The organism is Mycobacterium sp. IDUB_1, from assembly GCF_055419625.1.
Genome location: NZ_JBVAYA010000005.1, coordinates 40,330 through 61,593, shown reverse-complemented (window position 1 = coordinate 61,593; position 21,264 = coordinate 40,330). Strand labels below are relative to the sequence as shown.

Annotated in this window: 19 protein-coding genes; 13 read left to right on the top strand and 6 right to left on the bottom strand. The window is 62.9% G+C overall.

The annotated features are described in order from the left end of the window. Nucleotides 1-611: 611 nt before the first annotated feature. The 4 genes from ACZYYX_RS24370 (at nt 612) to ACZYYX_RS24355 (ending at nt 2,487) form a co-directional block, all read left to right on the top strand. A complete protein-coding gene (locus ACZYYX_RS24370) occupies nt 612-1,439 on the top strand; it encodes an RNA polymerase sigma factor (RefSeq protein ID WP_463817288.1) in 828 nt (275 codons plus the stop codon). Then, a complete protein-coding gene (locus ACZYYX_RS24365) occupies nt 1,436-1,876 on the top strand; it encodes a hypothetical protein (RefSeq protein WP_463817287.1) in 441 nt (146 codons plus the stop codon). The genes ACZYYX_RS24370 and ACZYYX_RS24365 overlap by 4 nt, the downstream gene beginning before the upstream one ends. An 85-nt stretch (nt 1,877-1,961) precedes the next feature. Then, nucleotides 1,962-2,195 (top strand): type II toxin-antitoxin system prevent-host-death family antitoxin, encoded by a 234-nt coding sequence (locus ACZYYX_RS24360; RefSeq protein ID WP_463817286.1) that lies wholly within the window; start codon nt 1,962-1,964, stop codon nt 2,193-2,195. A gap of 16 nt (nt 2,196-2,211) precedes the next feature. After that, a complete protein-coding gene (locus ACZYYX_RS24355; RefSeq protein WP_463817285.1) occupies nt 2,212-2,487 on the top strand; it encodes a hypothetical protein in 276 nt (91 codons plus the stop codon). A gap of 212 nt (nt 2,488-2,699) precedes the next feature. Here ACZYYX_RS24355 and ACZYYX_RS24350 read toward each other — a convergent pair whose 3' ends face one another. Both ACZYYX_RS24350 and ACZYYX_RS24345 read right to left on the bottom strand, forming a co-directional pair. Further along, the gene (locus ACZYYX_RS24350) at nt 2,700-3,734 is read right to left on the bottom strand and encodes an LLM class flavin-dependent oxidoreductase (protein ID WP_463817284.1); all 1,035 of its coding nucleotides are present in this window, start codon (nt 3,732-3,734) and stop codon (nt 2,700-2,702) included. Next, the gene (locus ACZYYX_RS24345) at nt 3,731-4,327 is read right to left on the bottom strand and encodes a TetR/AcrR family transcriptional regulator (protein ID WP_463817282.1); all 597 of its coding nucleotides are present in this window, start codon (nt 4,325-4,327) and stop codon (nt 3,731-3,733) included. Before ACZYYX_RS24345 ends, ACZYYX_RS24350 begins: the two co-directional genes overlap by 4 nt. A gap of 68 nt (nt 4,328-4,395) precedes the next feature. On the opposite strand from ACZYYX_RS24345, the gene ACZYYX_RS24340 reads away from it, so the two are divergent. The 5 genes from ACZYYX_RS24340 to ACZYYX_RS24320 are packed head-to-tail and all read left to right on the top strand — an operon-like array spanning nt 4,396 to nt 9,076. Next, nucleotides 4,396-5,592: a cytochrome P450 gene (locus ACZYYX_RS24340; protein WP_463817281.1), complete on the top strand. Its 1,197-nt coding sequence runs from the start codon at nt 4,396-4,398 to the stop codon at nt 5,590-5,592. 42 nt (nt 5,593-5,634) lie between these two features. Further along, a complete protein-coding gene (locus ACZYYX_RS24335; RefSeq protein WP_463817279.1) occupies nt 5,635-7,212 on the top strand; it encodes an MFS transporter in 1,578 nt (525 codons plus the stop codon). Between the two features lie 53 nt (nt 7,213-7,265). Then, nucleotides 7,266-7,733 (top strand): PaaI family thioesterase, encoded by a 468-nt coding sequence (locus ACZYYX_RS24330; RefSeq protein ID WP_463817754.1) that lies wholly within the window; start codon nt 7,266-7,268, stop codon nt 7,731-7,733. A gap of 6 nt (nt 7,734-7,739) precedes the next feature. Then, nucleotides 7,740-8,189, top strand: a complete 450-nt coding sequence (locus ACZYYX_RS24325) for a PaaI family thioesterase (RefSeq protein WP_276078137.1) — start codon at nt 7,740-7,742, stop codon at nt 8,187-8,189. Then, on the top strand, nt 8,186-9,076 hold the full coding sequence (locus ACZYYX_RS24320) for an alpha/beta fold hydrolase (RefSeq protein ID WP_463817278.1): 891 nt from the start codon (nt 8,186-8,188) through the stop codon (nt 9,074-9,076). Before ACZYYX_RS24325 ends, ACZYYX_RS24320 begins: the two co-directional genes overlap by 4 nt. Nucleotides 9,077-9,250: 174 nt before the next feature. Here ACZYYX_RS24320 and ACZYYX_RS24315 read toward each other — a convergent pair whose 3' ends face one another. Further along, nucleotides 9,251-9,958, bottom strand: coding sequence for a TetR/AcrR family transcriptional regulator (locus ACZYYX_RS24315; RefSeq protein ID WP_463817277.1), 708 nt, complete (start codon nt 9,956-9,958; stop codon nt 9,251-9,253). 77 nt (nt 9,959-10,035) lie between these two features. Here ACZYYX_RS24315 and ACZYYX_RS24310 point away from each other — a divergent pair, with 77 nt between their 5' ends. Both ACZYYX_RS24310 and ACZYYX_RS24305 read left to right on the top strand, forming a co-directional pair. Beyond that, complete coding sequence (locus tag ACZYYX_RS24310) at nt 10,036-10,911, top strand: metal-dependent hydrolase (protein WP_463817275.1); 876 nt, start codon at nt 10,036-10,038, stop codon at nt 10,909-10,911. A gap of 242 nt (nt 10,912-11,153) precedes the next feature. Further along, nucleotides 11,154-12,077, top strand: coding sequence for a ferritin-like domain-containing protein (locus tag ACZYYX_RS24305; protein ID WP_463817274.1), 924 nt, complete (start codon nt 11,154-11,156; stop codon nt 12,075-12,077). Between the two features lie 585 nt (nt 12,078-12,662). Here ACZYYX_RS24305 and ACZYYX_RS24300 read toward each other — a convergent pair. From ACZYYX_RS24300 to ACZYYX_RS24290, 3 genes are all read right to left on the bottom strand, one after another. After that, complete coding sequence (locus ACZYYX_RS24300) at nt 12,663-15,662, bottom strand: MMPL/RND family transporter (protein ID WP_463817753.1); 3,000 nt, start codon at nt 15,660-15,662, stop codon at nt 12,663-12,665. 62 nt (nt 15,663-15,724) lie between these two features. Beyond that, nucleotides 15,725-16,162: a DUF6188 family protein gene (locus tag ACZYYX_RS24295; RefSeq protein ID WP_463817272.1), complete on the bottom strand. Its 438-nt coding sequence runs from the start codon at nt 16,160-16,162 to the stop codon at nt 15,725-15,727. Between the two features lie 103 nt (nt 16,163-16,265). Beyond that, nucleotides 16,266-16,859: a TetR/AcrR family transcriptional regulator gene (locus ACZYYX_RS24290; RefSeq protein WP_463817271.1), complete on the bottom strand. Its 594-nt coding sequence runs from the start codon at nt 16,857-16,859 to the stop codon at nt 16,266-16,268. A 151-nt stretch (nt 16,860-17,010) separates the two neighbouring features. Between ACZYYX_RS24290 and ACZYYX_RS24285 the strand changes: the two genes are divergently transcribed. Both ACZYYX_RS24285 and ACZYYX_RS24280 read left to right on the top strand, forming a co-directional pair. After that, the gene (locus ACZYYX_RS24285; RefSeq protein ID WP_463817269.1) at nt 17,011-17,631 is read left to right on the top strand and encodes a TetR/AcrR family transcriptional regulator; all 621 of its coding nucleotides are present in this window, start codon (nt 17,011-17,013) and stop codon (nt 17,629-17,631) included. A gap of 978 nt (nt 17,632-18,609) precedes the next feature. Continuing rightward, a complete protein-coding gene (locus ACZYYX_RS24280; protein WP_463817268.1) occupies nt 18,610-21,099 on the top strand; it encodes an NACHT domain-containing protein in 2,490 nt (829 codons plus the stop codon). Nucleotides 21,100-21,264 lie beyond the last annotated feature (165 nt).

Genomic DNA, 21,264 nt, shown 5'->3' with positions numbered 1-21,264 from the left:
AGCTCAGCAGCGCCAGCGTTAGTCGGCGGTCCGCCACAGCGAGGTCAACCAACGGCGCATGGCTGCGCGGCGCGGGCGATGGAAGGACTCGTCGAGAAAGGCCGTGACTGCGGGCAGCACCACGGCCCAGTTTCCGGCGTGGACGTCGCCGGGCCGCCGGCCTTAAGACGGGCGAAAGCCAGATCCGAGTGCGTGTGGGCCTCGTTGCTCGGTACCGCCGAGTGCAGCGCGGCGAACGAAGCTTGGTCGGTCCAATAGGAATCGCCAGGTAGGCACTCATCAGTGGTCCTTGCGACCGACCCGGGCTCTTTGCTTTCAAAAGCGTTGCCCGCGGCTGAAAATTACCCTCCTTTCTTGACAGCTGGATGTCGACGACGAGCGACCGCGCCCAGAGAATCCGCGTACGACGCTATTGGCCGACTAGTAGCCCCCTTCTTTCCATGCCGGGGCTTGTCGGCTCGACCTGGGACAATGGTGGCAGCACGGAGCGCGACCGCTCGCCTGGAAAAAACTTTTTCCCGGATTCAGGGGTTCGCGGTGCGCGCGCACTTAAGAGGAAGCGACAACCGTAGGGATCGGTTGTCTCTTTCTCGCCTCCTGGAGATGTAGCCATGGATCGACCGGCACGCCGCCCCGGCCCGCCCGTTGATGCCGCGCGCTTACAACCGGACAACCAGGCCGACACCCAGCACGTCGACCAGCCCATCGACGAAGGCTTGGTCGCTGCCTGGCTCGACGACCCCGACCTCGCCGCCGAACTCGCTGACGAACTGGAACGACTCCGGCGTCTTCAAGCAGACGAGGACCTGCTCCTGACCCTGCAGCTGCACCAGTTCACCGGCCGACCGTGGGACCGGTTCTCCCGCGAGCTGGCCCGCTACGGCCTCGGCGTGCTGCGCGCCTGGATCCGCTACGGAACCATCTACGGCAAGGCCAAAGCGCTGACCGGCTACGGCCTGGGCCGCATCGAGGGCTGGCCCAACGACGAGGTCGTCGAGGACATCGCCGCTGACACCGTGGTCGCCGCGCTGATCTACTTCCGCGACAAGGTGCTCATGACCCACCGTTGGCAGTCCTCGGGAGGCGCGTCGCTAGGTACCTTCTTCGTCGGCCAGTGCCTCTATCAGTTCGCCAACATCTACCGCAGCGCACTGCGCGCCGAACTGGAACGCATCGACCAGGCCACCACTCCGATGGCCGAGCTGCCCGAAGACCGGTTCGACATCATCAAGGGCATCGAGTCCACCATCGTCGCCAACGACACGGTCGCCGAAGCGATGGCGCTGCTGAGCACCGACCGGGCACGTCGAGCGCTGTTCATGCAGGAGCATGGCTTCTCCCAGCGCGAGATTGCCGACGAGCTGGGCCTGCCTGATGCCAAGAGCGTGGAAAACCTCCTCGGCTACCAACTCCGCCAACTCCGAAAGAGGACGTCGTGACCACCATCAAGCACCTCACCGCGCTCATCGACGCCAGCTCGTTGGGCACCCGCTCCGCGCGGGCAGCACGCACGTCGGTGACCGCCGCCGAAGGCGACGCACTGGCCCGGCGCGCCGCTGAGGGTGTGCACGGGCAGGACATCTCGGAGAAATTCAGGGGTCGGGCCGACACGCGCACTTATAGACCGGTATCCGGCTCAATACCGGGCCGGAAAAAACGAGAGGACAAAACAATGGCCAAGGGACATCACCGCAGCGCGGTCAGCGGCAAGTTCGTCAAGGCGTCGACCGCGGCGCGCAACCCCAAGACCACGGTCACCGAACGGGGCGCCAACCACAGCAGTGGAACCCATCACCGCAGCGCCGTCACCGGCAAGTTCGTGAAGGGTTCCACCGCGGCGCGTCACCCCAACACCACGGTCACCGAACGCGGTTGAGCATCAACCGGATTCGGCGGTGTCCTCTCGGTTCGGCAAGCGGGCCGAGAGGACATCAGACCTATCACCTCTGAAAGGCAGTCCAATGATCCGTACCACCGTGGAAGCCCTCGGCGGCGCGCAAGCCGTCCCCAGTGAGCTGATCCCGGCCCGCGAACTGCACCAGCACCTGATCAATCAGGTGGCCACCGGCGCAGGCAACGTCGTCCTGACCGACACCGGCGGAAAGCCCGCGGCCGTCGTCGTGTCCATTCAGCGCTACGAGCAGCTGGTCGACGAGCTGAACACGCTGCGACGCAACAATTCCGACAACACCTGACGGGGAAGGCGATCGCGTGCTGACCGACGACGACGTGCAAGCTCTCGACCGACGAGCCCGTGAGGTCGGCCGCCACATCGGCTGGGATCTGCAGTTCGTCGTTGCCGGCAACCCCGAGTTCGTCGGCCTGGCGGCCGGCGGTGGCGCTGATCAAGCTGAGCACATCATCGTCCTCGGCCCCAGCCGCATAGCCGATCTCGCCGTCCACGAAATTGACCTTGCGCTTGACGCGCTCCAGCGCGGCGATCGGCACATCGTGCTCGACGAAGACGGCGACCCCCGCCTGATCTGAATGCGGGCTCGTCCTCGCGGGACGGTCACCGAGGTTCGGCGACGCGTCCGCCGCCTGCGTCTGGCCTCGTCAAGCCGTAGCGAGCGGGGATCTCTTCCTCACCGAACGTGTGGCCTGCTGCGAGGTCGGCCTCTGACTCCTGCAGCCAAGTGCTTCAGGGGAAGCGGGCCGTTGTGAACCTCGAAGGCGCGACGACGTGCGTCGAGTGTGCACTATTGCGCGGCTTGAGCAATCCCGTGTGGTGAGCATTCTCGGATGAGGCTTTCGAGGTTCTGCTGCACGCGTTTTGGAGTGATGCCGACCGACGGCGAGTACAGCATGATGTGGTCGAGAACGCCTTCGTAGCGGGTGATTCCATCGCGGACTTGTTCTGCCGTGCCGGCTACACCCATGGTGTCGATCATCTCGTCGGACACCGCGGCGAACATCGCTGGGAAATCGCGCCGGCCGAATGCGTCCCGGATTGTTCTGCCCTCGGCGGCGAAGCCGTTAACGTCGAGCACCATCTCATAGGACTTGACCGAAGAGTAGAACGCTATCTGTTGCGCAAGTTCACGTCTCGCGATCTCGGCGTCTTCGTGGATCGAGCACATGACCATGGAGATGACTTCGATGTCGCTGGGGTCGCGGTCGGCGTGCGCGGCGCCTTTGGCGATGGCGGGCCTGACAACTTCCTGGACATAGGTGGTGGTGAAAAGGGGGTGTCCTGCCAGACCGTCGGCGACTCTGCCGGCCGCCTCGCACATTCGGGGGCGCACACCGGCGGTGATGATCGGGATCGGGCGGCTAGGAGGTGACATGTCGCCGGTCGGGGTGAGGTTCATCGTGTAAAAGCGACCCTCGTGGTGGATCGGACCTTCGTGCAGGTTCCAGATGCGGCGCACCAGTGGAACGAGTTCTTCCATGCGCAGAGCGGGTGCGGAGGTGTCGGGCACGCCGTGCCAGTCGCTCATCATCCGTCTGGTGCCGTTGCCGATGCCGAGGACCAGTCGTCCCTGGGAGAGTTCGTCGAGGTCGCGTGCTTCGGTGGCCAGCACCAAGGGGCTCCGTCCCACGCCGTAGAGAATCGAGGAACCGATCCGGCAGTGCTCGGTGCTGGTGGCCATCGCGGCCATCGAGATCGACCCGGATCGGCTGTAGAACTCCGAGGCCCACACCGCATCGAAGCCGGCCGCATCGGCGGCCTGGGCGGTCTTGGCCAGCGATTGCAGGTCCTCGCCGAGAACCGACAGACCGTAGGTGCTCATGTTGCGTCTCCTTCACGAGGGCGCAGCCCGTCGAAAATGACGGCGTAGAGGGTGCTGGCGACCACCGTCTCGTCGAGACGGTGGTCGGTGACCAGGTACATCAGTGCGTTGATGGTGACGGCACCGAACAGTGCGATGGACGTCGATCGCGCGTCGGGCTGCGCGACGAGGGACCCGTCGCGCGCTCCTGCGAGGAGCAGGGCTTCGACGGGTTGCTGGTAGGCGGTATTGACCATCTCGGCGATGACCGGCATCCGAGCTGCGCGCCCGAGTTCGCCGATGAGGGCACGGCAGACCGCGGGCCGCTGGGCCATCGCCCGCAGTTGTGCGCGGATGACGAGTTCGAGGCGTTCGGCGCCGGTGCCGTCGGCGTGCACGATCGCGGTCACGGAATCGGAGATGTCCTTGAGGAGGTCTTCGAGCAGGTAGGCGAGGATTTCTTCTTTGCCGGCGAAGTAGTAGTACAGCGTGCCCTTGGGCACCCCGGTCACCGCGGCGACGTCTTCGATCTTGGAGTCGTTGAGCCCCTTTTCGGCGAACAAGTCCGCCGCTGCGGAGAGTCTTTCAGAGATCTGACGTGGAATTTTGCGCATTGCCCTACCCCATTCTCCGCGTTTAGACTCCCAGTCTAGATCGTCATCATTCGCGGTAGGAGCTCTTTATGGTCGCGGTGCAGATCCGTTATGACCCGTTCGATGCCTCGATCCTCAGCGATCCCTATCCGACGTACCGGTTGTTGCGCGACACGGCTCCGGTGTACCGCGCCGAGGAATCGCATACCTGGGTATTGAGTCGGCATGCAGACGTTCAGGCCGCGGCACTGGATCACGGCACGTACTCCTCGGTGGACGGGATTTTTCCCACCCCGCCGGGGTCGAATTTCATCGGTTCTTTCCTGCCGATGATGATCGTGATGGACCCACCTCGACACGACCAGTTGCGCGCCCTGGTGAGCCGAGCGTTCACTCCGCGCAGGGTTGCTGACCTGGAGGACGCCATCACCAAGATGGCGGCGGAGTTGTTCGAGCGCCTCGACGAGGGGTCGGGGTGGGCGGACTTTGTGACCGACTTCGCCGCCATCTTGCCGGCGGCGGTGATCGCCGATTTGTTGGGTGTTCCCGCCACGGATCGTGATCAGTTCCGAGTTTGGTCGAGCCAGGTGGTGCAGGTCGACGTCAACCACGGACAAACCTCCGACGCTCTGGCCGCCGCCGCGGCGATTTACGCCTACTTCACCGACTTCCTCGCCGACCGCCGCAAGAATCCTCGCGAGGATCTGATGTCGGCGTTGGCGAACGCCGCGGTCGACGGTGTCGTGCTGACCGATGAGGAGGTCCTTGGGTTCTGCGCGCTGCTGCTCGTCGCCGGCTACGAGACCACCACGAATCTGCTGGGGAACTCCGCGGTCGTGCTGGCCCAGCATCGGCAGATCCGTCGGCGCCTGGGCGCCGATCGAACGCTGTTGGGGCCGGCGGTGGAGGAGTTGTTGCGTTACGACTCACCCGCTCAGGGTCTTTCACGAACCCTGACCCGTGATGTCACGCTGCACGGCACGACCATGCGCCAGGGCGAAAAGGTACTGCTGCTGTTCGGGTCGGCCAATCGTGACGAGCGTGCCTTCCCCGAGCCGGACGTCTTCGACATCGAGCGCCGCAGCGAGCACCAGGTGGCCTTCGGTCGCGGCATTCACTTCTGTCTGGGTGCGTCGCTAGCGCGGATGGAGACTCGGATCGCCCTGAATGCGTTGCTGGACAAGGTGCCTGACTGGGAGGTCGACCTGGACTCCGCGCGGCGGCTGCGGTCTGGGCCGATTCGTGGCTACACCTCGCTGCCCATCACATGGGCCACTGCGGTCTAGCCCGTGCCCGTCTTCGACGACATCGACAATGCGTCATATCCCATGCAGGCCGCCCGGAATCTCACGGGAGGCCAGAGATGGACGCTTGTGGTGTCGTGCCTGTCGGTGGCACTGGTCATCGGCTCAATGGCGGCCCTGTACACCTCGCTGCCCGACATCGCAGAGCAAACCGGCGCGACGCAAAGTCAATTGACGTGGGTCGTGGACGGCTACACCCTGGTCTTAGCGGGCTTGGTCCTCCCTGCGGGCGCCGTCGGTGACCGGTACGGTCGCCGGCTGGTTCTGATTCTCGGACTGCTCGTCTTTTCCGCGGCGTCGGTCATTCCGCTGCTCATGGCAGATCCGTGGTGGCTGATTTCGGCGCGAGCCATCGCAGGGCTGGGTGCTGCGTTCGTGATGCCCTCGACGCTGTCGCTGTTGACCGCGGGATTCCCCGAGCATCAACGCGGCCGCGCCGTGGGGATCTGGGCGGGTGTCGCCGCATCGGGCGCCGTCGTCGGCGTCTTGTGCTCCGGGGCGCTGCTGGAGGTATGGACGTGGAAATCGATCTTCGTCGGTCTCACCGTCGCCGGTCTGGCATTGATGATTGCCGCCCTCACCCTGCCTAAGACCGCCCAGGAAACCCATCCACCCCTGGACTACATCGGGTCGCTGTGCATCGCCGCGGCAATCGGTTTCATCGTCATCGCCGTCACCGAAGCGCCTATGCGCGGGTGGACCGACGGGTGGGTGCTCGCACTATTCGCCGCCGGCATCGCCGGGTTGGCAGTGTTCGTACTCGTCGGTCTTCGACGCGAGTACCCGCTGCTGGACCTTCGACTCTTCGCTGACCGAGGCTTCGGCAGCGGCGCGCTCTCACTGGTCCTCCAGTTTCTGGTTATGTTCGGGGCTTTCTTCCTTTTGGTGCAGTATCTCCAGCTCGTGGTCGGCTACGCGCCGTTGCAGTCGGCGCTGGCCCTCACGCCGCTGATCGTCCCGATCGTGGTCATCTCGCTGATCGCGCCGATGCTGGCCGAGCGGTACGGCCTGCGCGTGGTTACCGCCCCTGGCATGCTGCTCATCGCCGTTGGCCTTTACTTGGTTAGCCGCCTCGGCGTTGATGCGACTTACCCCGATTTCCTATGGCCTCTGCTGGCCATGGGCGCCGGGCTGGGTCTAGTCACCGCGCCAGCGACCACAGCGATCGTTGCCGCGACGCCGGTGGAGAAACACGGCGTGGCCGCCGCAGTCAACGATGCCAGCCGCGAGATCGGTGCCGCCATCGGTGTGGCGATCGCCGGCAGCGTGCTGGCCGCCGGATACACCAATCGCATCCAACCCGTGCTTCCCACAGTTCCGCCGCCCGCGCGCGAAGCATTCGCGGACTCGCTGGCCGCAGCACTGCCAATCTCCGAGCAGTCCGGTCCCTCTGCTGCGCATCTCGCTGACATCGCCAAAGAAGCGTTCGCACACGGCAACAGCCAAGCCGCCCTTGCGCTTTCGGCAATCACGGCCATCAGTGCGGTCATCCTCGCGATCTGGGCGCCGGGCCGCCCACCTGCAACCCCACGGCGCCGACCGTCGACCGAGACCAGCACCGGATCGCAGACCGACACCTCTACAGAATCGAGCTCCGCGTGAGTGAGGCGCCAACCCTTGAGCCAGAGCAGTTGCCGCCGCACACCCCCACGTGCATGGGATGCGGCCCCGACAACCCCAACGGCTTGCAGATGACGGTGTTTCGATCTGGACAACACGTCTACACCGACCTGGTCTTCGACGAAAGGCACGGCGGAGCACCAGGTCTCGCGCACGGCGGTGCTATCTCCGCCGCCTGCGACGACCTGTTCGGCTTCACCCTGTGGATCGCGGGCACCCCGGCAGTCACCCGCAATCTGGCTATCTCCTACATCCAACCGGTGCCATTGCATCAACCCCACCGCATCGTTGCGCGCGTCGACAACCGCGAAGGTCGAGCACTGCATGTCAGCGCAACCGGAACGGGAGAGGACGGTGTCGTGCGCTTCACCGCCACCGCGATGTTTGTCGCCGTGGATGTCAAGCACTTCGCCGCACACGGCGACCTCGGCGCGTTCGGCGACATGCTCGAGCGGTTCGCCGGCTCACGGCGGTCAACCGATGACGACGAAAGCGAGGGGTGACACGCCATGGTGACCGTGAAGTATGCGCAGTTCGATGAGCAGATCGCAACGCAGTTGCTGAAAACGGCGAACACAGCCGGAGGACTGTCGACGTTTCTGAACTTTCGGCATACCGAACTGACCGCCGGTCGGCTGGTGGCGGAGATGGAGACCCGCGACGATCTGCTGACACCGTTCGGCAACCTGCACGGCGGGTGTTTGTCCGCGATGGTCGACCACTGCCTCGGGGTGGTGTTCTATCCCGTCATTCCGGCAGGATCATGGGTCGCCACCACCGAGTTCAAGCTGAACTTACTCAGACCTGTATCCAGCGGAGTGTGTGTCGCGGTCGCCGACATCGTGTCACTGGGCAAGCGCAGCGGGGTGGCGAGGATCGACATCACCAACGGCGACAAAGCCGTTTGCGCCGCGCAGGGCACCGTCACGATCGTGAACACCATGGGCAACGCGTCGTGACCTCCGCCGTGCAGCATCGGGTACGCACCGGAGACGGGATCACCCTGGCCGCCGACTACTACCACTACGACGGCAACCGTCCCGTCGTGCTGCTCCTGCACGGCGGCGGCCAGAACCGGCACGCCTGGAGCACTTCGGCGCGTCGGCTCCATTCGTGCGGGTACTCGGTGGTCGCCTATGACACCCGCGGTCACGGTGATAGCGACTGGGACCCCGCCGGCCGCTACGACGTTGACCGGCTCGCGAGCGACCTCATCGCCGTCCGTGAACACTTCAGCGCCGATACTCCGCCCGCCGTCGTGGGCGCCTCCCTTGGCGGCATGACTGTCTTGGGTGCGCATCTGCTTGCACCCGCGGACTTGTGGGGGGCAGTAGTCCTGGTCGACGTCACGCCGCGGTTGGAGTTTGCGGGCGCTCGTCGTGTCGTGTCGTTCATGGCCGCCCGCCCCGAGGGCTTCGGCACCCTCGATGAGGCCGCCGAGGTGATCGCCGCCTACAACCCGCATCGCGCGAGACCCGACAACATCGAGGGCCTGCGCAAAGTACTACGTCAGCGCCACGATGGCCGCTGGGTCTGGCGATGGGACCCGGCATTCATCCATTCCAACTTTGACTTCCTCCACGATGATTCGGCCGAGGGAACCGAGCAGTTCGACGCGATCAGCAATCTGCTGATCGATGGTGCCCGACGCGTCACCGCGCCAACACTTCTCGTCCGCGGCCTCTTGTCCGATGTAGTCTCCCAGGCCACCGTCGAGGAGTTCACACACCTGGTACCTCATGCCGAGACCGTCGACGTATCCGGTGCCGGTCACATGATCGCCGGTGACGACAACGACGCCTTCACCGCCGCCGTCACCGATTTCCTCGACCGCAACACGCCGTGAAGACCCGACTGACTGTTGCGATGGGGTTAGCCAGGCGCAGTTGGCCCGAGGCTTTGAAAGTAGACGTTGCTACCGCCACCAGTGCTGTCGGCATCCCACCATGAACCCGCGCGGTCGAGTCGGATGAAGGGTCACCGGTTCCGATCAATCGTGCAGCACTAGTCAGGCGATACGTTAAATTTCTTTGGCGCGATCTGCGGTTCGACCTGCGCCACTGGCGGTCGTCGCCGCGACAGGGGTGTGCGCCTCCGCTGCATTCTGCAACAACACGTAACCTCCGAGGCTGCCCAGAAACCCTGCACAGTGCCCGACGAGTTCGTCAGTAGTGAAACTCAGCTCGCCGTCGAGTCGGCGGCGCAGAATTTCGAACAGCCCTCCAACCCCCAGTGTGGAGGCCAAGTGGGCAACGCCCACTGCCGAGTCGGCAATGTCGAGGTGGAGTCTGGCCTCGCGCAACACGAGGTCAGTGAATCCGGCCAACATCTCACTGCGCAACTCCCTGAGCAGTGGCTCGGTCGCGGATTCAACGAACAGTATCCGGGCAAGCCCAGGGTCGTCGTCGATCATCCGGATTAGGGCGCTGATCGGGCCATACGCCAAGACTGCGGGTTCGGCGTCGGAGTCGGGAATTGCTTGCTCTATGACGTCGTAAAACGTGCCGTAGACCTGCCGATAGACCGCCCGCAACACCGCGTTTCGGTCGGAGAAGTGTTGATAGAAGTAGCGTGACGTGACGCCGGACTTTGCGCAGATGGCAGTGACGGTGGCGGCTGCAACACCACGTGTGCCGATTAAGTCAACAGCCGCATCGATGAGACGTCCTCGCCTGTCTTGGCGCCGCTCGTCAGCAGACATCCCGCTGTACACCCGCTCGGAACGCATGAGTCAAAGCTTGCCATCCCAATCTGACTAGGCATAAAGTCACATGGTCAGGCTGTCCATGACGACGGGAGCTATCAATGAGCAGTGAGCCGAATGCACGACCACCGGCGCGGGTGCTACCGAAGCCTCGACGCGTCCGTTTCGCGATGCCCGTAGCGACCAAACGTCAGCACTTCGTCGACGGCGACTTGGTGATGAGTCATTTCGTATCGACCTTGTCGGCGACATTCCCGGAGGGGGAGGATTTCTTTATCCGGTCAGTGCGCGAGTTCCGGGACCAACTCAGCGATGCCGATCTACGTGAAGCGGTGAAGGGATTCATCGCGCAGGAGGCGACCCATCGGCATCAGCATCGACTTCTGAACGATCGACTCCAAGCGATGGGCTACCCAACAGGCGGGATCGACCGTCACACCAAGAAGTTGGTCGGCCGACTTGAGAAGCGCTTCTCTCCTGCGATGCGGCTGAGCGTGACCGCGGCCCTGGAGCACTACACCGCCACGTTTGCCGAGATCATCCTCACCAGTGACGAGGCTCAGGGACTGATCGGCCACACCGAAGTCCGGCCGATTCTGCTCTGGCACGCATTCGAAGAATGCGAGCACAAGGCAGTCGCTTTCGATGTCTACACGGCCATCGGAGGAAGCGAACGCACCAGAGTCTGGGGAATGCGGCTCGCCACCGTAATCCTGTTCGCGGAGTTGGTTGTCCAGACGATTCGCTCGTTGGTGGGTGACCCAGCCGCATACAACCCGAGACGCATCCTGACCAGCCTTCGAGCTTTCCGTCGTTCTCCACTTTTCAGCTCGGCCGCCATTGAACGTTTTCGTTCGTACACCCGCGCCGGATTCCACCCCGACGACTGGGACAGCACCGAAATTCTCGAACGCTGGACCAGAGAACTATTCGACGCCGACGGAACGCAGCGAGTGACCACCGGCGCAGGCCCGTAGCCCGTCAATGGCTGAATGAATTCCCCGCTGCGGACGCCATGGTGACCTTTTCGGCCAGCCGATTCCGGGCATTGGTGCGTCATCGGATTCTTTGGCGCGCAGGCTATTTCGTGTCTTTTTCTGATCGGCGCCAAGATCCCGTCGTTCTTCAAACGCGCGGTGTCTGCAAGTTGTACCGCGCACTCGGGCTGGGCGAGCGTATCGCCAGCTAAGCCTTTCCACGAGTCAAGGAGACATGTCCAATGGCATTCAAGTACAGCGACATGCTGGAGACGATCAAGAATCGGCAGTGGGCGCTGGCCGACATCGATTGGGATGCGCCGGGCGCCGATATGATCACCGACGAGCAGCGGCCCACCCTGAAGCAGTTCATGTCTGACGTGGTGTGGATAGAACACGTCGGAGCACGCGCTTTCGCCGCTATGGCGCCGAAGGCGCCGTTCGATGCCCTAGGTGACATTTACAAGTACTTTCACGCGGAGGAGCAGCGGCACGCTAACGCGGAGCTCGCCCTCATGAAACGTTGGGGAATGCTTGACCATGGCGAAACTCCTCAGCCGAATAAAAATATTCGCCTCGTCATCGAGTGGCTCGACAGATACGCCGAGGCCCTTCCGCTGACAGTGATCGGAGCGGCGATTCCCGCGTTGGAGACTGCGCTTGACGGAGCACTGCTCAAGTTCCTGCTCGACGAGGTGGAGGATCCGCTGTGCGCCGAGGTCTTCAACAAGGTCAACAGCGACGAATCGCGACACCTAGCAGTCGGATTTCAAGTCCTGAACGACCTCGGCGCCAGCCCTCTGCGCATTCATGCGATTCAGACAATAGGGGCGCTTGTCGACCCCAGAGTTCTTGTCGGCGGCGTCCTGTACGTGCCGCTGCTTACTAGGATGCTGACGAATCTCAACGCCATGGGACTGTCGGAGGAGAAGTTGTACAGCGCGGTGATGCGGTACGAGAACGTAGGGGACCGTAGTGAGTACACGCGCCGCGTTCCCGGCTACCACATCCTAAAGGCCCACATGTCCGCGAGCATAAAGCGTTCCCAGCCATTGCATTACATTTCACAGCGATTGGGCACCGCGATCGACCACTTCCCCACGGCGGTGCTCGGTAAGCCTCCATCGTGGACCGAAGAGCTGACCTATGAACCGGTGGCTAGATGACGACACCACGACCGTGGCGATAGTCGTTTGCGGGTTTCGACGGCTTGGGTACCGCAATTCGCCTGCTAGAGCCAGGCATTGAGGTTTCGTTCTACTCGAGCCTGCGGGCCTGGCGGGACGCCACATATCCCGGCGCTGCGTGTGATATCCCATCGCGCGCGCTTCAGAGTACGGGCGATGTGCCGGTAGTAGTTTCTGGTCAAAAAGCCGTTGGACGCGTATGGATGTCGCCAGCACCATCAATGGCGCCAAGGTTCCACCGCCGTTGGGCCGTCGCGCGTGGGTCCGGTAACCGTAAAGTGCAGACCTTTTCGTGTCGCCACGAACTGTTACTTTGCCCCCAGTCGTGTCGCTATACAGCGCCGTTCGCAATTCGCTGCCCGCCAAAGCCAAATGTGCAATCGTCCGCTTTCGGCACCTGGCCATCGGGGCGTTGCAACCACACCTCGCACGCTCGCGCGGCCGTCCTGTGGGTGGGTTTGGACCCGAGGTGTCCTTGTAGTCCGTTCACCAGCTACAAGGGCGGATGCGACGGCGGGGTAAGAACACATCTACTGTCAGCGGCCGGATTTCCGATTGTAGGCGCTAGTGGGATCGTGTGGCGGTGCGGCGTTGCGGCCACCAGCTGGCCTCGCGGAGCAGGACGGCGATGGCGGGAACGGTGAGCGTGCGCACGACGAAAGTGTCGAGCAGCAGTCCACAGCCGATGATGAATCCGGCTTGGATCATGATGGCGATGGAGCCGACCATCAACCCGAACATGCTGACCGCGAAGATGATGCCAGCTGAGGTGATCACCGATCCGGTGCTGGCCACGGTGCGAAGGACCCCGACGCGGATGTTGCGGGTGGACTCCTCCTTGAGACGCGAGACCAGGAGCATGTTGTAGTCAGCTCCTACGGCAACCAGAATGATGAACGCTAATAGGGGTACGGGCCAGGCGATTTCGTAGCCCAGGCCCCACTGGAAGACCAGCACCCCGATGCCCAGCGATGCGGTGTAGTTGAGTACGACGGTACCCAGCAGGTAGAGCGGGGCGAGCAGTGCGCGCAGCAGCAGCACCAGGATCAGGCCCACGATGAGTAGGGTCGCGGCGGCCAGCTGGATGAAGTCGGCGGTCAGGAGGCGCTGAATGTCGGAGTTGACCGCGGGAAATCCGGCGACCGAGATGCGGGCTTGCGCCAGGGTGGTGTTAGGTCGGGCGGCCTCGGCTACGGCGACGATCTGGTGGGACAAGTCCATGGCTGCTGCGCTGTAGGGGTCGTTGCTGGATTCAATGAGGAACCGGGCGGTCTTGCCGTCGCGGGAGAGGAATTGTTTGGCGACGTCGGCGAACTGGCGGTTCTCGAAGGCGTTGGGGGGCAGAAAGAAGCCGCTGGAGGTGTCGGAGCCGGTGCTGGCGCGCGCCGAGTTTTGCAGTTGGGTGGCGATCTGGCTCATCCCGCTGAGCATTTCGATGTTGCTGTCGGCCAGGGTGTGCACACCGGTGGCCAGTGCTTGTGCGCCGGAAGCGAGTTGGCGGATGCCGTCTTGGAGTCGGCGGACGTTACCGGCCAGGTTGGCGGGGTCACCGAGCGCACCGAACGCCTTGTCCAGTGAGGTGACAGCGGTTTGGACGTCGGCCAGAGTGTCGGCCACGGATGCGTTCTGGCCGACGGTGTCGCCGAGCCCGGCGACTTGGGTGAAGAACCCGGCGTTGCGCAGCGTCGTGAGGACTTGGACTTGGTCGCGGATCTGTGCGCACTGCGGTGTGGTCGAGCACCACGGCGAGGTGTTCAGGGCGCCCACCAGGGGGTCGATGGTGGCGATGGCACCGTCGGCCTGCTCGGCGAGTGGGCGCAGCCCAGGGCCAGAACGCAGCGCCTGGTCGACGGCAGGTGCGGTGGCCGAGAGTTGCTTCAATAGGGGCCGGAACTGGTCCACCTGTTGTCCGGCGGTCTGGGCTTGGTCGAGGATTCCCGTCAGTGGTGTCAGGGCGGTCCGCAGGGTGGTGTCGAGTTGGGCGAGGCCGCCGGCGAGTTGGTCCGCGCCGCCGGTGAGCTTGGCCAGGTCGTCCTTGCGGGCGTTGCCGTCGTCCACTGCGCCGGCCATTTTGTCGCCGATTTGTCCGTTCTGCCAACCCAATTGGGCTTGCTCCAGGCGTGCTCCCGCGGGGCGGGTGACGCCGGAGACCTTCGTCACGCCGGGGACTTGCGCGATGCGCGAGGCCATCTCGTCGAGGTCGGCCAGTCCCTTGCCGGTGCGCATGTCGGTGGGGGACTCCACGACGAGGAATTCGGAGATGACGATGTCCTTGCGGAAGTGCCGGTCCAACAGTTGGTAGCCCTGGTTGCTGGCGGTGGTGTCGGGTTGTCCTTTGCGGTCGTCGTAGCTCAACGTGATCGTCGTGGCGACCGCTGAGAATGCCAGCAGGATGGCCAGGCTGACGAGCAGCAGCGGCACTGGCTTGCGCACTACCGCCACGGCTACCGAGTTCCAGTAGCGGCGCGTGCGGTCGGACTTGGGTTCACCGATACCGCGTTTTGCGGCCAGGGACAGCACCGGCGGCAATAGTGTCACGGTCGCCACGAACCCGACAAGCACAGCCACCGCGCAGGCCGGTCCCATCCCGGCGAACACGCTCAAGTTAGCGAACACCATGGCGGCGAACGCCAACGCGACCGTGGCGGCCGAGGCCAGGATGACGCGTCCGATGCTGGCGGTGGCGTGCTCCACCGCCTGATCGGGGGCGACCTGCGCCCTGCGCTGTTCGTGGTAGCGGCTGATCAGGAAGACGGTGTAATCGGTGCCAGCGCCCAGCAGGATCGCCGTCATGAAGGCCACGGTGAACTGCGACACCGGCATACCCAGCTCGCCCAGTACGGACAGCACCCCGCGCCCAACAGCCAGACTGATGCCGATCACCAGCAGAGGCAGCAGCGCGGTGAACACCGACCGGTAGACAATGAGCAGGATCAGCGCGATCAACCCGGCGGTGGCGATGGAGATGAACAGCAGATCGTGTTCGGCCTCGGCGATCTGATCGCTGAACGTCGACGGCGGACCGGTCACCTTTGCCGTCGTCGACGAACCGTCGAAGGCCTGGGCGACGATGGCGCGGACCGCGGTGACCGACTCGGCGGCAGCGGGATCACCAAGGGTGCCGGCCACCCCCACCGGCAGATACCAGGCCTTGCCGTCCTCGCTGAGCGCCTGAGCGGCGGTCACCGGATCGGCCAGCAGGTCCTGAACGAGAAGCACATGGTCGGTGTCGGCGCGCAATTGCGACACCAGGTCGGTATACCGTTGCCGCGCAGAGGGTGTCATGCCCGCCGGGTCTTCCATCGCCACGAACAACATGGTCTTGGAGCCCTGCTCGCCGAAGGCCTCGCTCATCCGGTCGATGGTCTGGAAGGACCCGACGTCGCGCGGGATCAGCTGCACCGACTGCTTCTGGACCACCGTCTCCAGTTGCGGAAACAGCAGGGCCAGAATCACTGCCAGTCCGACCCAAGCGCCAATCACTAACGCCTTGTGCCGCACCGTGAAACGGGCCAATGCCCCGAGACGCTCGCTGTACTCCCCGGAAGTCCTCGCAGCCGAAATGGCGCGTTCGCGGACCCGAGTAGCAGCGGCGTCGTGCGGGTCCGCCTCGTTGCCGTCGACGCTCAAGGGCGCACCACGGGGCGCTCGGAAACCAGGTCATCCTCGGGTAGATCATGACGCACGACGCGAACCCGGCCACCAGGTAGACAGGCCATATAACCGTGGCGCTTGCCGTATAACTCCCACGCCGTGAAGCGCTCATCGGCGGCCACAGTGAAGCCATAGCCGTTGGAGAACTCGACACGCAGAGTGCCGTCGTCGTCGTCGCAGCTGGCGAGCGTGCACACGCTACCGGCAAAGTTGAGCAACGGACGCTGATGATTCGGCACGTCATTCGGATCGACGATCACGTCTTCTGCCGGATACGCCCCCGCCGGAGGTAGTGACAAGCGTAGTGGTCGTGTAATGACCAACTCGTTGTAGTCCTCCAGATTGAGCACCAGACCGCCGACCAAGCTGACGCGCTGGACCTCGCAGGCTTCGATCCACTGGGTGATCATGAGACCTCTCTCCGCCGAGCCGATTGCCCAACGATACCATTAGTATCGCTGCGCTACCGATAGTAGCGTTCTGCAGGAATCGTCCTTATCGATCGAGCCGCGGCTAGTCCTCGTCGCTGACGATCAACCCGATGCTGCGCACCAGTCGTGCGGCAATATCGTCGGCGGAAGTGTTGTGCCGGACCCATGCGATCAGGCTGGCCAGCCAGATATCAGAGACAAGGGCGGCGAGCCGCAGTTGCCTCGAACTCGGTTCGCCGCCGGCGATCGCCAGCCCGATCAGGTGCTCGATGACCGCCGCCGCGCGCTCGACCTCTGCGCTCGCGCTGCCATCAGCGAACGCGAATGCGCGGGTCACGGCCTCGGTCAGCGCAGGTCTGGCACGCCACTCCTGGTAGAGGCGGGTGTTCAAGTGCTCCAGCCGCAGGCGCGGAGATCCCGCCGAGGTGGACCAATCTCGTTCAGCGCCAATACGTTCGAATTCACGCGCGAGGACGGCTACCAGCGCGTGCGGCTTGGACGGGAAGTAACGATAGAGAGTGCCGACCGCAATGCCCGCGCTATCGGCAACTGTGCGCATCTTCACCGCGTCGTAGCCGCCGCGCGTGGCGATCGTTGCGGTGCAGTCAAGAATGATCTCGCGCCTGCAAACCGCCTCGGCGGCGCAATCTGCGCTGATCGATCCGGTTGTCAACATCAGCGATCCTCAGCCTTGGGGGATAGGCCAGTCAGAAGCGGGGCACTGCCTGAGCCAAGTCTCGGCACACGGTACGCACAGTATCGCTACGCTACTGTTGGTACCATATCGTGATGAGCGTGGGAATGGCCAGACAATCCGGTTCGCGGATATGGCGTTGAGCGAATACCCATCGCCCGACAGTGACGACGCCGATCCGCGTCGGGCGCGATCACGAACGCGACTCCTCGACGCCGCCGCCCATCTGCTGAGCACGGGCGGAGTCGAGGCGGTCACGATCGACGCGGTCACCAAGGCCTCGAAGGTCGCACGAACCACCCTCTACCGCCATTTCAGCAGTTCCTCTCACCTTCTGGCCGCCACCTTCGAGCGACTCCTGCCCCAAGTGACCCCACCGCCGCCGAGCTCAGTTCCCCTGCGAGAGCAGCTGATTGAACTACTCACCCGTCAGGCGTCCTTATTCGCCGAGGCGCCCCTGCACCTCACCACGCTGGCCTGGCTCTCACTAGGACCTACGTCGCCCGATGGTGACGACACCGGCCACACACAGTCACTGCGAACGAGGGTGGTCGACCAATACCGACAGCCGTTCGACGCCATCCTGCAGAGCCCCCTGGCTTGCAACGAGCTTGACCACTTCGACGTCGAGCTCGCCATGTGTCAACTCGTCGGCCCCCTAGCGTTCGCACGCATGACCGGACTCCGCACGATGAGCCGTCACCAATGCGAAACCATCGTCGACGACTTCCTCAAGGCCCACCGAATAGTGTGAAGAGCCGTTTCTTAGGTTTTGACGACGGGAACACTGTCGTGGCGCCGTCTAACGGGCGTCCAGATCCCCCACGGATCCAGGTGGCATTCAAGGCAAGCCGCCGTCTAAAACCTTCTGGCCGTCCCATCGCTGCTCTGCTGATGCATATCGCAAGACTCAGCGCTACTTACCAGAATTTGCAGCGGCCCGTACCAGGAAGGCGCAACCCCAGTCGCTGACGCGAGACCGGCGGCCCGGGCCTGAGAGGACAATGCGCAGTCTGCATCCTTGGGACTGCGGGAAACCGGCGTGCCCGCGAACCGTCTCTCCATCGACGTCTAACCGTGTACTGCTCTGCTTGTGAACGGATCTGTGAACGAAACAGAGTGAAACGTGTGGGATCCTGCGCAACGCGACGCAGCGCCGAAGACTGCTGTTGGCCCCTGACCTGCACGTTAGCGACGCAGGCAGATGTGTAAGACCGCAACCGGCCGGCTCATAACCAGAGGTCGCAGGTTCGAATCCTGTCCCCACTACCAGGTAAAACGGCCCTCGGAGCTAACTCCGGGGGCCGTTTTCATGGGCTTTGGGAACACTTTGGGAACATTAGCTCAACTAAGGAGTCCGTCGTCCGCGCTCCGCCGCCTATGATGCCAGCGAGACCGCGCCGTGGCAGGTCGTGCAGGCGTTAAGAATGGGTCGAGTGAAGAGCTAATGCGCCACTGCTTTTTTCGACGGTCTGTTGCGCGGAGGCCGAATTGATCGCGCTCTAGGTTGAGCGCCTGCCTGTATTTGGCACGCCGACTGCGGACTGCGGGAAGCGTCGCTCGTCGGAGGAATTAGGAGGACCAGGGCTCCGACGCGACTCGCCAAGTCCCTGCACGTTCCAGCTGCTCTGGGTTGTCGTCTCTATTTGGTAAGGATGAGAGCGTGTCAGGATGGGGTAATCAGTCCGGGATTCTGTACCAGCAGGCCCGTGCAGTCCTTACTTGTCTCAGCATGCTGGACGGGGGGCAGCCCGATCTCTTCGGTGTCCACGTTGAGAGTCGGCAAGATTTGTTTGATCTGGAACTGCTAGACAACAGCTTGAATGTCATTGCCGCCATACAGATTAAGAACCGGCAGCTAGAGAATGTGTGGGCCCCGAGCGACATTTACCCGCTCTTGGTGGAATGGGCCGAGCTGACAGAACGCCCTCCAGGGGGCCTTGAACTGTTGCTCGGTGGCCGCTTGGGTCCAGCTGGTTTGAAGCTGCAGCACGCCCTTCGTTCCGCTCATATCGGAGATCTCACGAGCCTACGAGACCTTGCGGGCGATCGGCTCAATTCGGTTCAGTTGGAGGCCGCGACCGGCGTTCGCTTGGTGGTCGATCCGACACAGGTCGCCAGTTTGATGACAGCCGGCATTCAACAAGGGATGGCGCTCCTCCCTGACCCGCGAACTGGGCCAGATGCCCGAGCTGAGGCCGACGCCATTCTTGGCAGCCTCAATCTCTTAGTGCAACGACGGGCAAGTCTGAGTGAGGATTCAGAGCGTGTCGTAACGCGCCTAGAAGTAGCTGAATTATTCGGAATTGATCCTCAGAGATTCAAGGACATTTGGGACGCTTCGCTGCGGAGCGACTACAGAGAGCGGGTCCTGAATCTGGGTGAGCCGAAGACTGTCAGCGAGGACATCCGCAGTCAGGTATCGCCTATTCAGCGAGCTGCTGGTCACAGCGATGGGCAGGAGACCCAGTTGGCCGACCTGCTAGCGCGTCGAGAGCACATCTTGCTCTCCGGGCAGTCGGGAACGGGCAAGTCCACTGCAGCAGTCAAGCTTCGGTATGAAGCTTGCACCGTCGACAAGCTGGTCGTGATCGCGAATGCAGAAGCGTTCATTCCGGGCCGGCTAGCTGCTCTCATAAGCAATGCCCTCGCTATCATCCTGAACCGCCCGATTGGCGTGTCCGCTGGTCGGGCTGTCCTCGCAGATCCATCGGTGACGGTTGTGTTCGATGGTGCGTCAGAAATGACAGTCGATCAGCGCCGGTCCTTCGTAGATGAGCTTTCCTCAAGGATTCAGTCCCCAAGTGCGTGCCGAGCTGTGCTCGTAGGTCGCGATCCTGCCGTGCTCAATTCCCTTCTACCGCGTGAGGTTTCGCGATCCGCATTCGTGCTGCGAGGGATCCTGGCTGATCAGCGTGAGCGGCTAGTGCTGGAGACCCTTACGTCGAAGGGACGCCCCACGGCGGATGCGAGCGGAATTGCGGCCAGGGCGGCACATGCCCTAAAGGATGCGGCCTCAGTGCCCTATCTACTTTCGATGGCTGCAGAGCTCATCTCATACGGATTCGATATCAAGAGTCGAGCGCAAATGTATTACGCGTTCACCGAGCAGATGGCCGAGCGTCAAGGAATCGTGCGACTGCAGTTCTGCACTCTTGCCTTGGGGATTGCCTTCAGTGAGCTCTTAAATGGAGGACGGCGCCAATGCGACCAATTTGAGTGGGCGCAGTTGTTGGCGAAGTCGAGTGGCTCGCTATCCCTTGCCAACGTGCACATGGACGCGGACGAAATCGAGAGCACTGCGCGCCAAGGCGGGTTCGTGTCCTACGAGAACTACGATCAGACTGTCCGACCTGTCCACGACTCTGTGGCGGACTATTTTTCAGCCCTCGCCATGAGCAAAGATTTGACGTCCATTCCCGCAGAAGTAACCGAGAATGACGCGCTTCGACTGCGGTTTCTTGCTGAACTGGTTGGCGTATCCCAGCCGCTGGCGCACCTGGTCACTTCCGGCATCCCATTCGCGAGTGTGGGAATCTCTCAGTTCGATCAGAGCTCGCTTTCAACCGCCACCCCAGCGTCTGTGCAGCGTTTGGTGGAGAACGTACTTGTTGGAACAGCTGTCGCGCCGCCCTCCGTGCAGATTGGATCTACCACCGACGAGCGAGTCTTTGTCTTTCGGAATGCGGGTGACGCCTCTCGTCTCCTGGATCCCCCCGATGTCGCTCAGTTGATCCTCAGGCACGGAGCACGGGAGACGCGACCAGGCGCGTTGCAAATAGCAGTGACTCTTTGGCGTCAGATCCTAGAAGAGCTGTTGCAGCCTGACCGGGTTAGCGGGCGCATTCCAGCCACCGAGTCCGAAGCTGTCGCAGCTGTGAAGGAACATAACCAGGAGACTGAGTTAGCAGTGAGATCACTTGCGGCACATATTTTTCCACCGACATGCCACCCGCACATCTTGCAAGTCGCACTGCCTGAGCCTCTCGATATCGCAATCCGGCCCGCTGGCCGTGCCGAGGAGCCGTACTGGCCCATGATCTGGCGAAGTTCTGATGTATGGAGAATCCGCGCCATCGAGTTCGAAACTTGGAAGGCCGATGGGAAGCATTCTGGTTGGGGGAGCGTGGATTCAATTGTCCGAAAGTCACCGACGGACACAGCAAAGGAGTCGATTATCAAGGCTGTCAACGAACTTGTCGACATGCCGTGGCTAAACTAGCGAGCTGGAGGTTGGCCGAACGTGAGTACGCATGAACTCTGGGCAGCGACGCGGGCCTTGGCGGATTGTTGGAGCAGTTCGCCAATCGTCGTTGGCGTTCGTAAAGAACTCAAATTGATCGTTAGAGATCTAGATAACCCAGCAGCGCTGCCAGGTCTCCTTCGT

What these genes read in the sequence shown, in the direction of transcription:
- ACZYYX_RS24285 (WP_463817269.1), top strand. Translation starts at nt 17,011, where the DNA reads ATGGCGTTGAGCGAATACCCATCGCCCGACAGTGACGACGCCGATCCG.
- ACZYYX_RS24360 (WP_463817286.1), top strand. Translation starts at nt 1,962, where the DNA reads ATGATCCGTACCACCGTGGAAGCCCTCGGCGGCGCGCAAGCCGTCCCC.
- ACZYYX_RS24310 (WP_463817275.1), top strand. Translation starts at nt 10,036, where the DNA reads ATGAGCAGTGAGCCGAATGCACGACCACCGGCGCGGGTGCTACCGAAG.
- ACZYYX_RS24350 (WP_463817284.1), bottom strand. Translation starts at nt 3,734, where the DNA reads ATGAGCACCTACGGTCTGTCGGTTCTCGGCGAGGACCTGCAATCGCTG.
- ACZYYX_RS24305 (WP_463817274.1), top strand. Translation starts at nt 11,154, where the DNA reads ATGGCATTCAAGTACAGCGACATGCTGGAGACGATCAAGAATCGGCAG.
- ACZYYX_RS24315 (WP_463817277.1), bottom strand. Translation starts at nt 9,958, where the DNA reads ATGCGTTCCGAGCGGGTGTACAGCGGGATGTCTGCTGACGAGCGGCGC.
- ACZYYX_RS24345 (WP_463817282.1), bottom strand. Translation starts at nt 4,327, where the DNA reads ATGCGCAAAATTCCACGTCAGATCTCTGAAAGACTCTCCGCAGCGGCG.
- ACZYYX_RS24330 (WP_463817754.1), top strand. Translation starts at nt 7,266, where the DNA reads ATGGGATGCGGCCCCGACAACCCCAACGGCTTGCAGATGACGGTGTTT.
- ACZYYX_RS24295 (WP_463817272.1), bottom strand. Translation starts at nt 16,162, where the DNA reads ATGATCACCCAGTGGATCGAAGCCTGCGAGGTCCAGCGCGTCAGCTTG.
- ACZYYX_RS24370 (WP_463817288.1), top strand. Translation starts at nt 612, where the DNA reads ATGGATCGACCGGCACGCCGCCCCGGCCCGCCCGTTGATGCCGCGCGC.
- ACZYYX_RS24290 (WP_463817271.1), bottom strand. Translation starts at nt 16,859, where the DNA reads ATGTTGACAACCGGATCGATCAGCGCAGATTGCGCCGCCGAGGCGGTT.
- ACZYYX_RS24335 (WP_463817279.1), top strand. Translation starts at nt 5,635, where the DNA reads ATGCAGGCCGCCCGGAATCTCACGGGAGGCCAGAGATGGACGCTTGTG.
- ACZYYX_RS24280 (WP_463817268.1), top strand. Translation starts at nt 18,610, where the DNA reads ATGCTGGACGGGGGGCAGCCCGATCTCTTCGGTGTCCACGTTGAGAGT.
- ACZYYX_RS24325 (WP_276078137.1), top strand. Translation starts at nt 7,740, where the DNA reads ATGGTGACCGTGAAGTATGCGCAGTTCGATGAGCAGATCGCAACGCAG.
- ACZYYX_RS24340 (WP_463817281.1), top strand. Translation starts at nt 4,396, where the DNA reads ATGGTCGCGGTGCAGATCCGTTATGACCCGTTCGATGCCTCGATCCTC.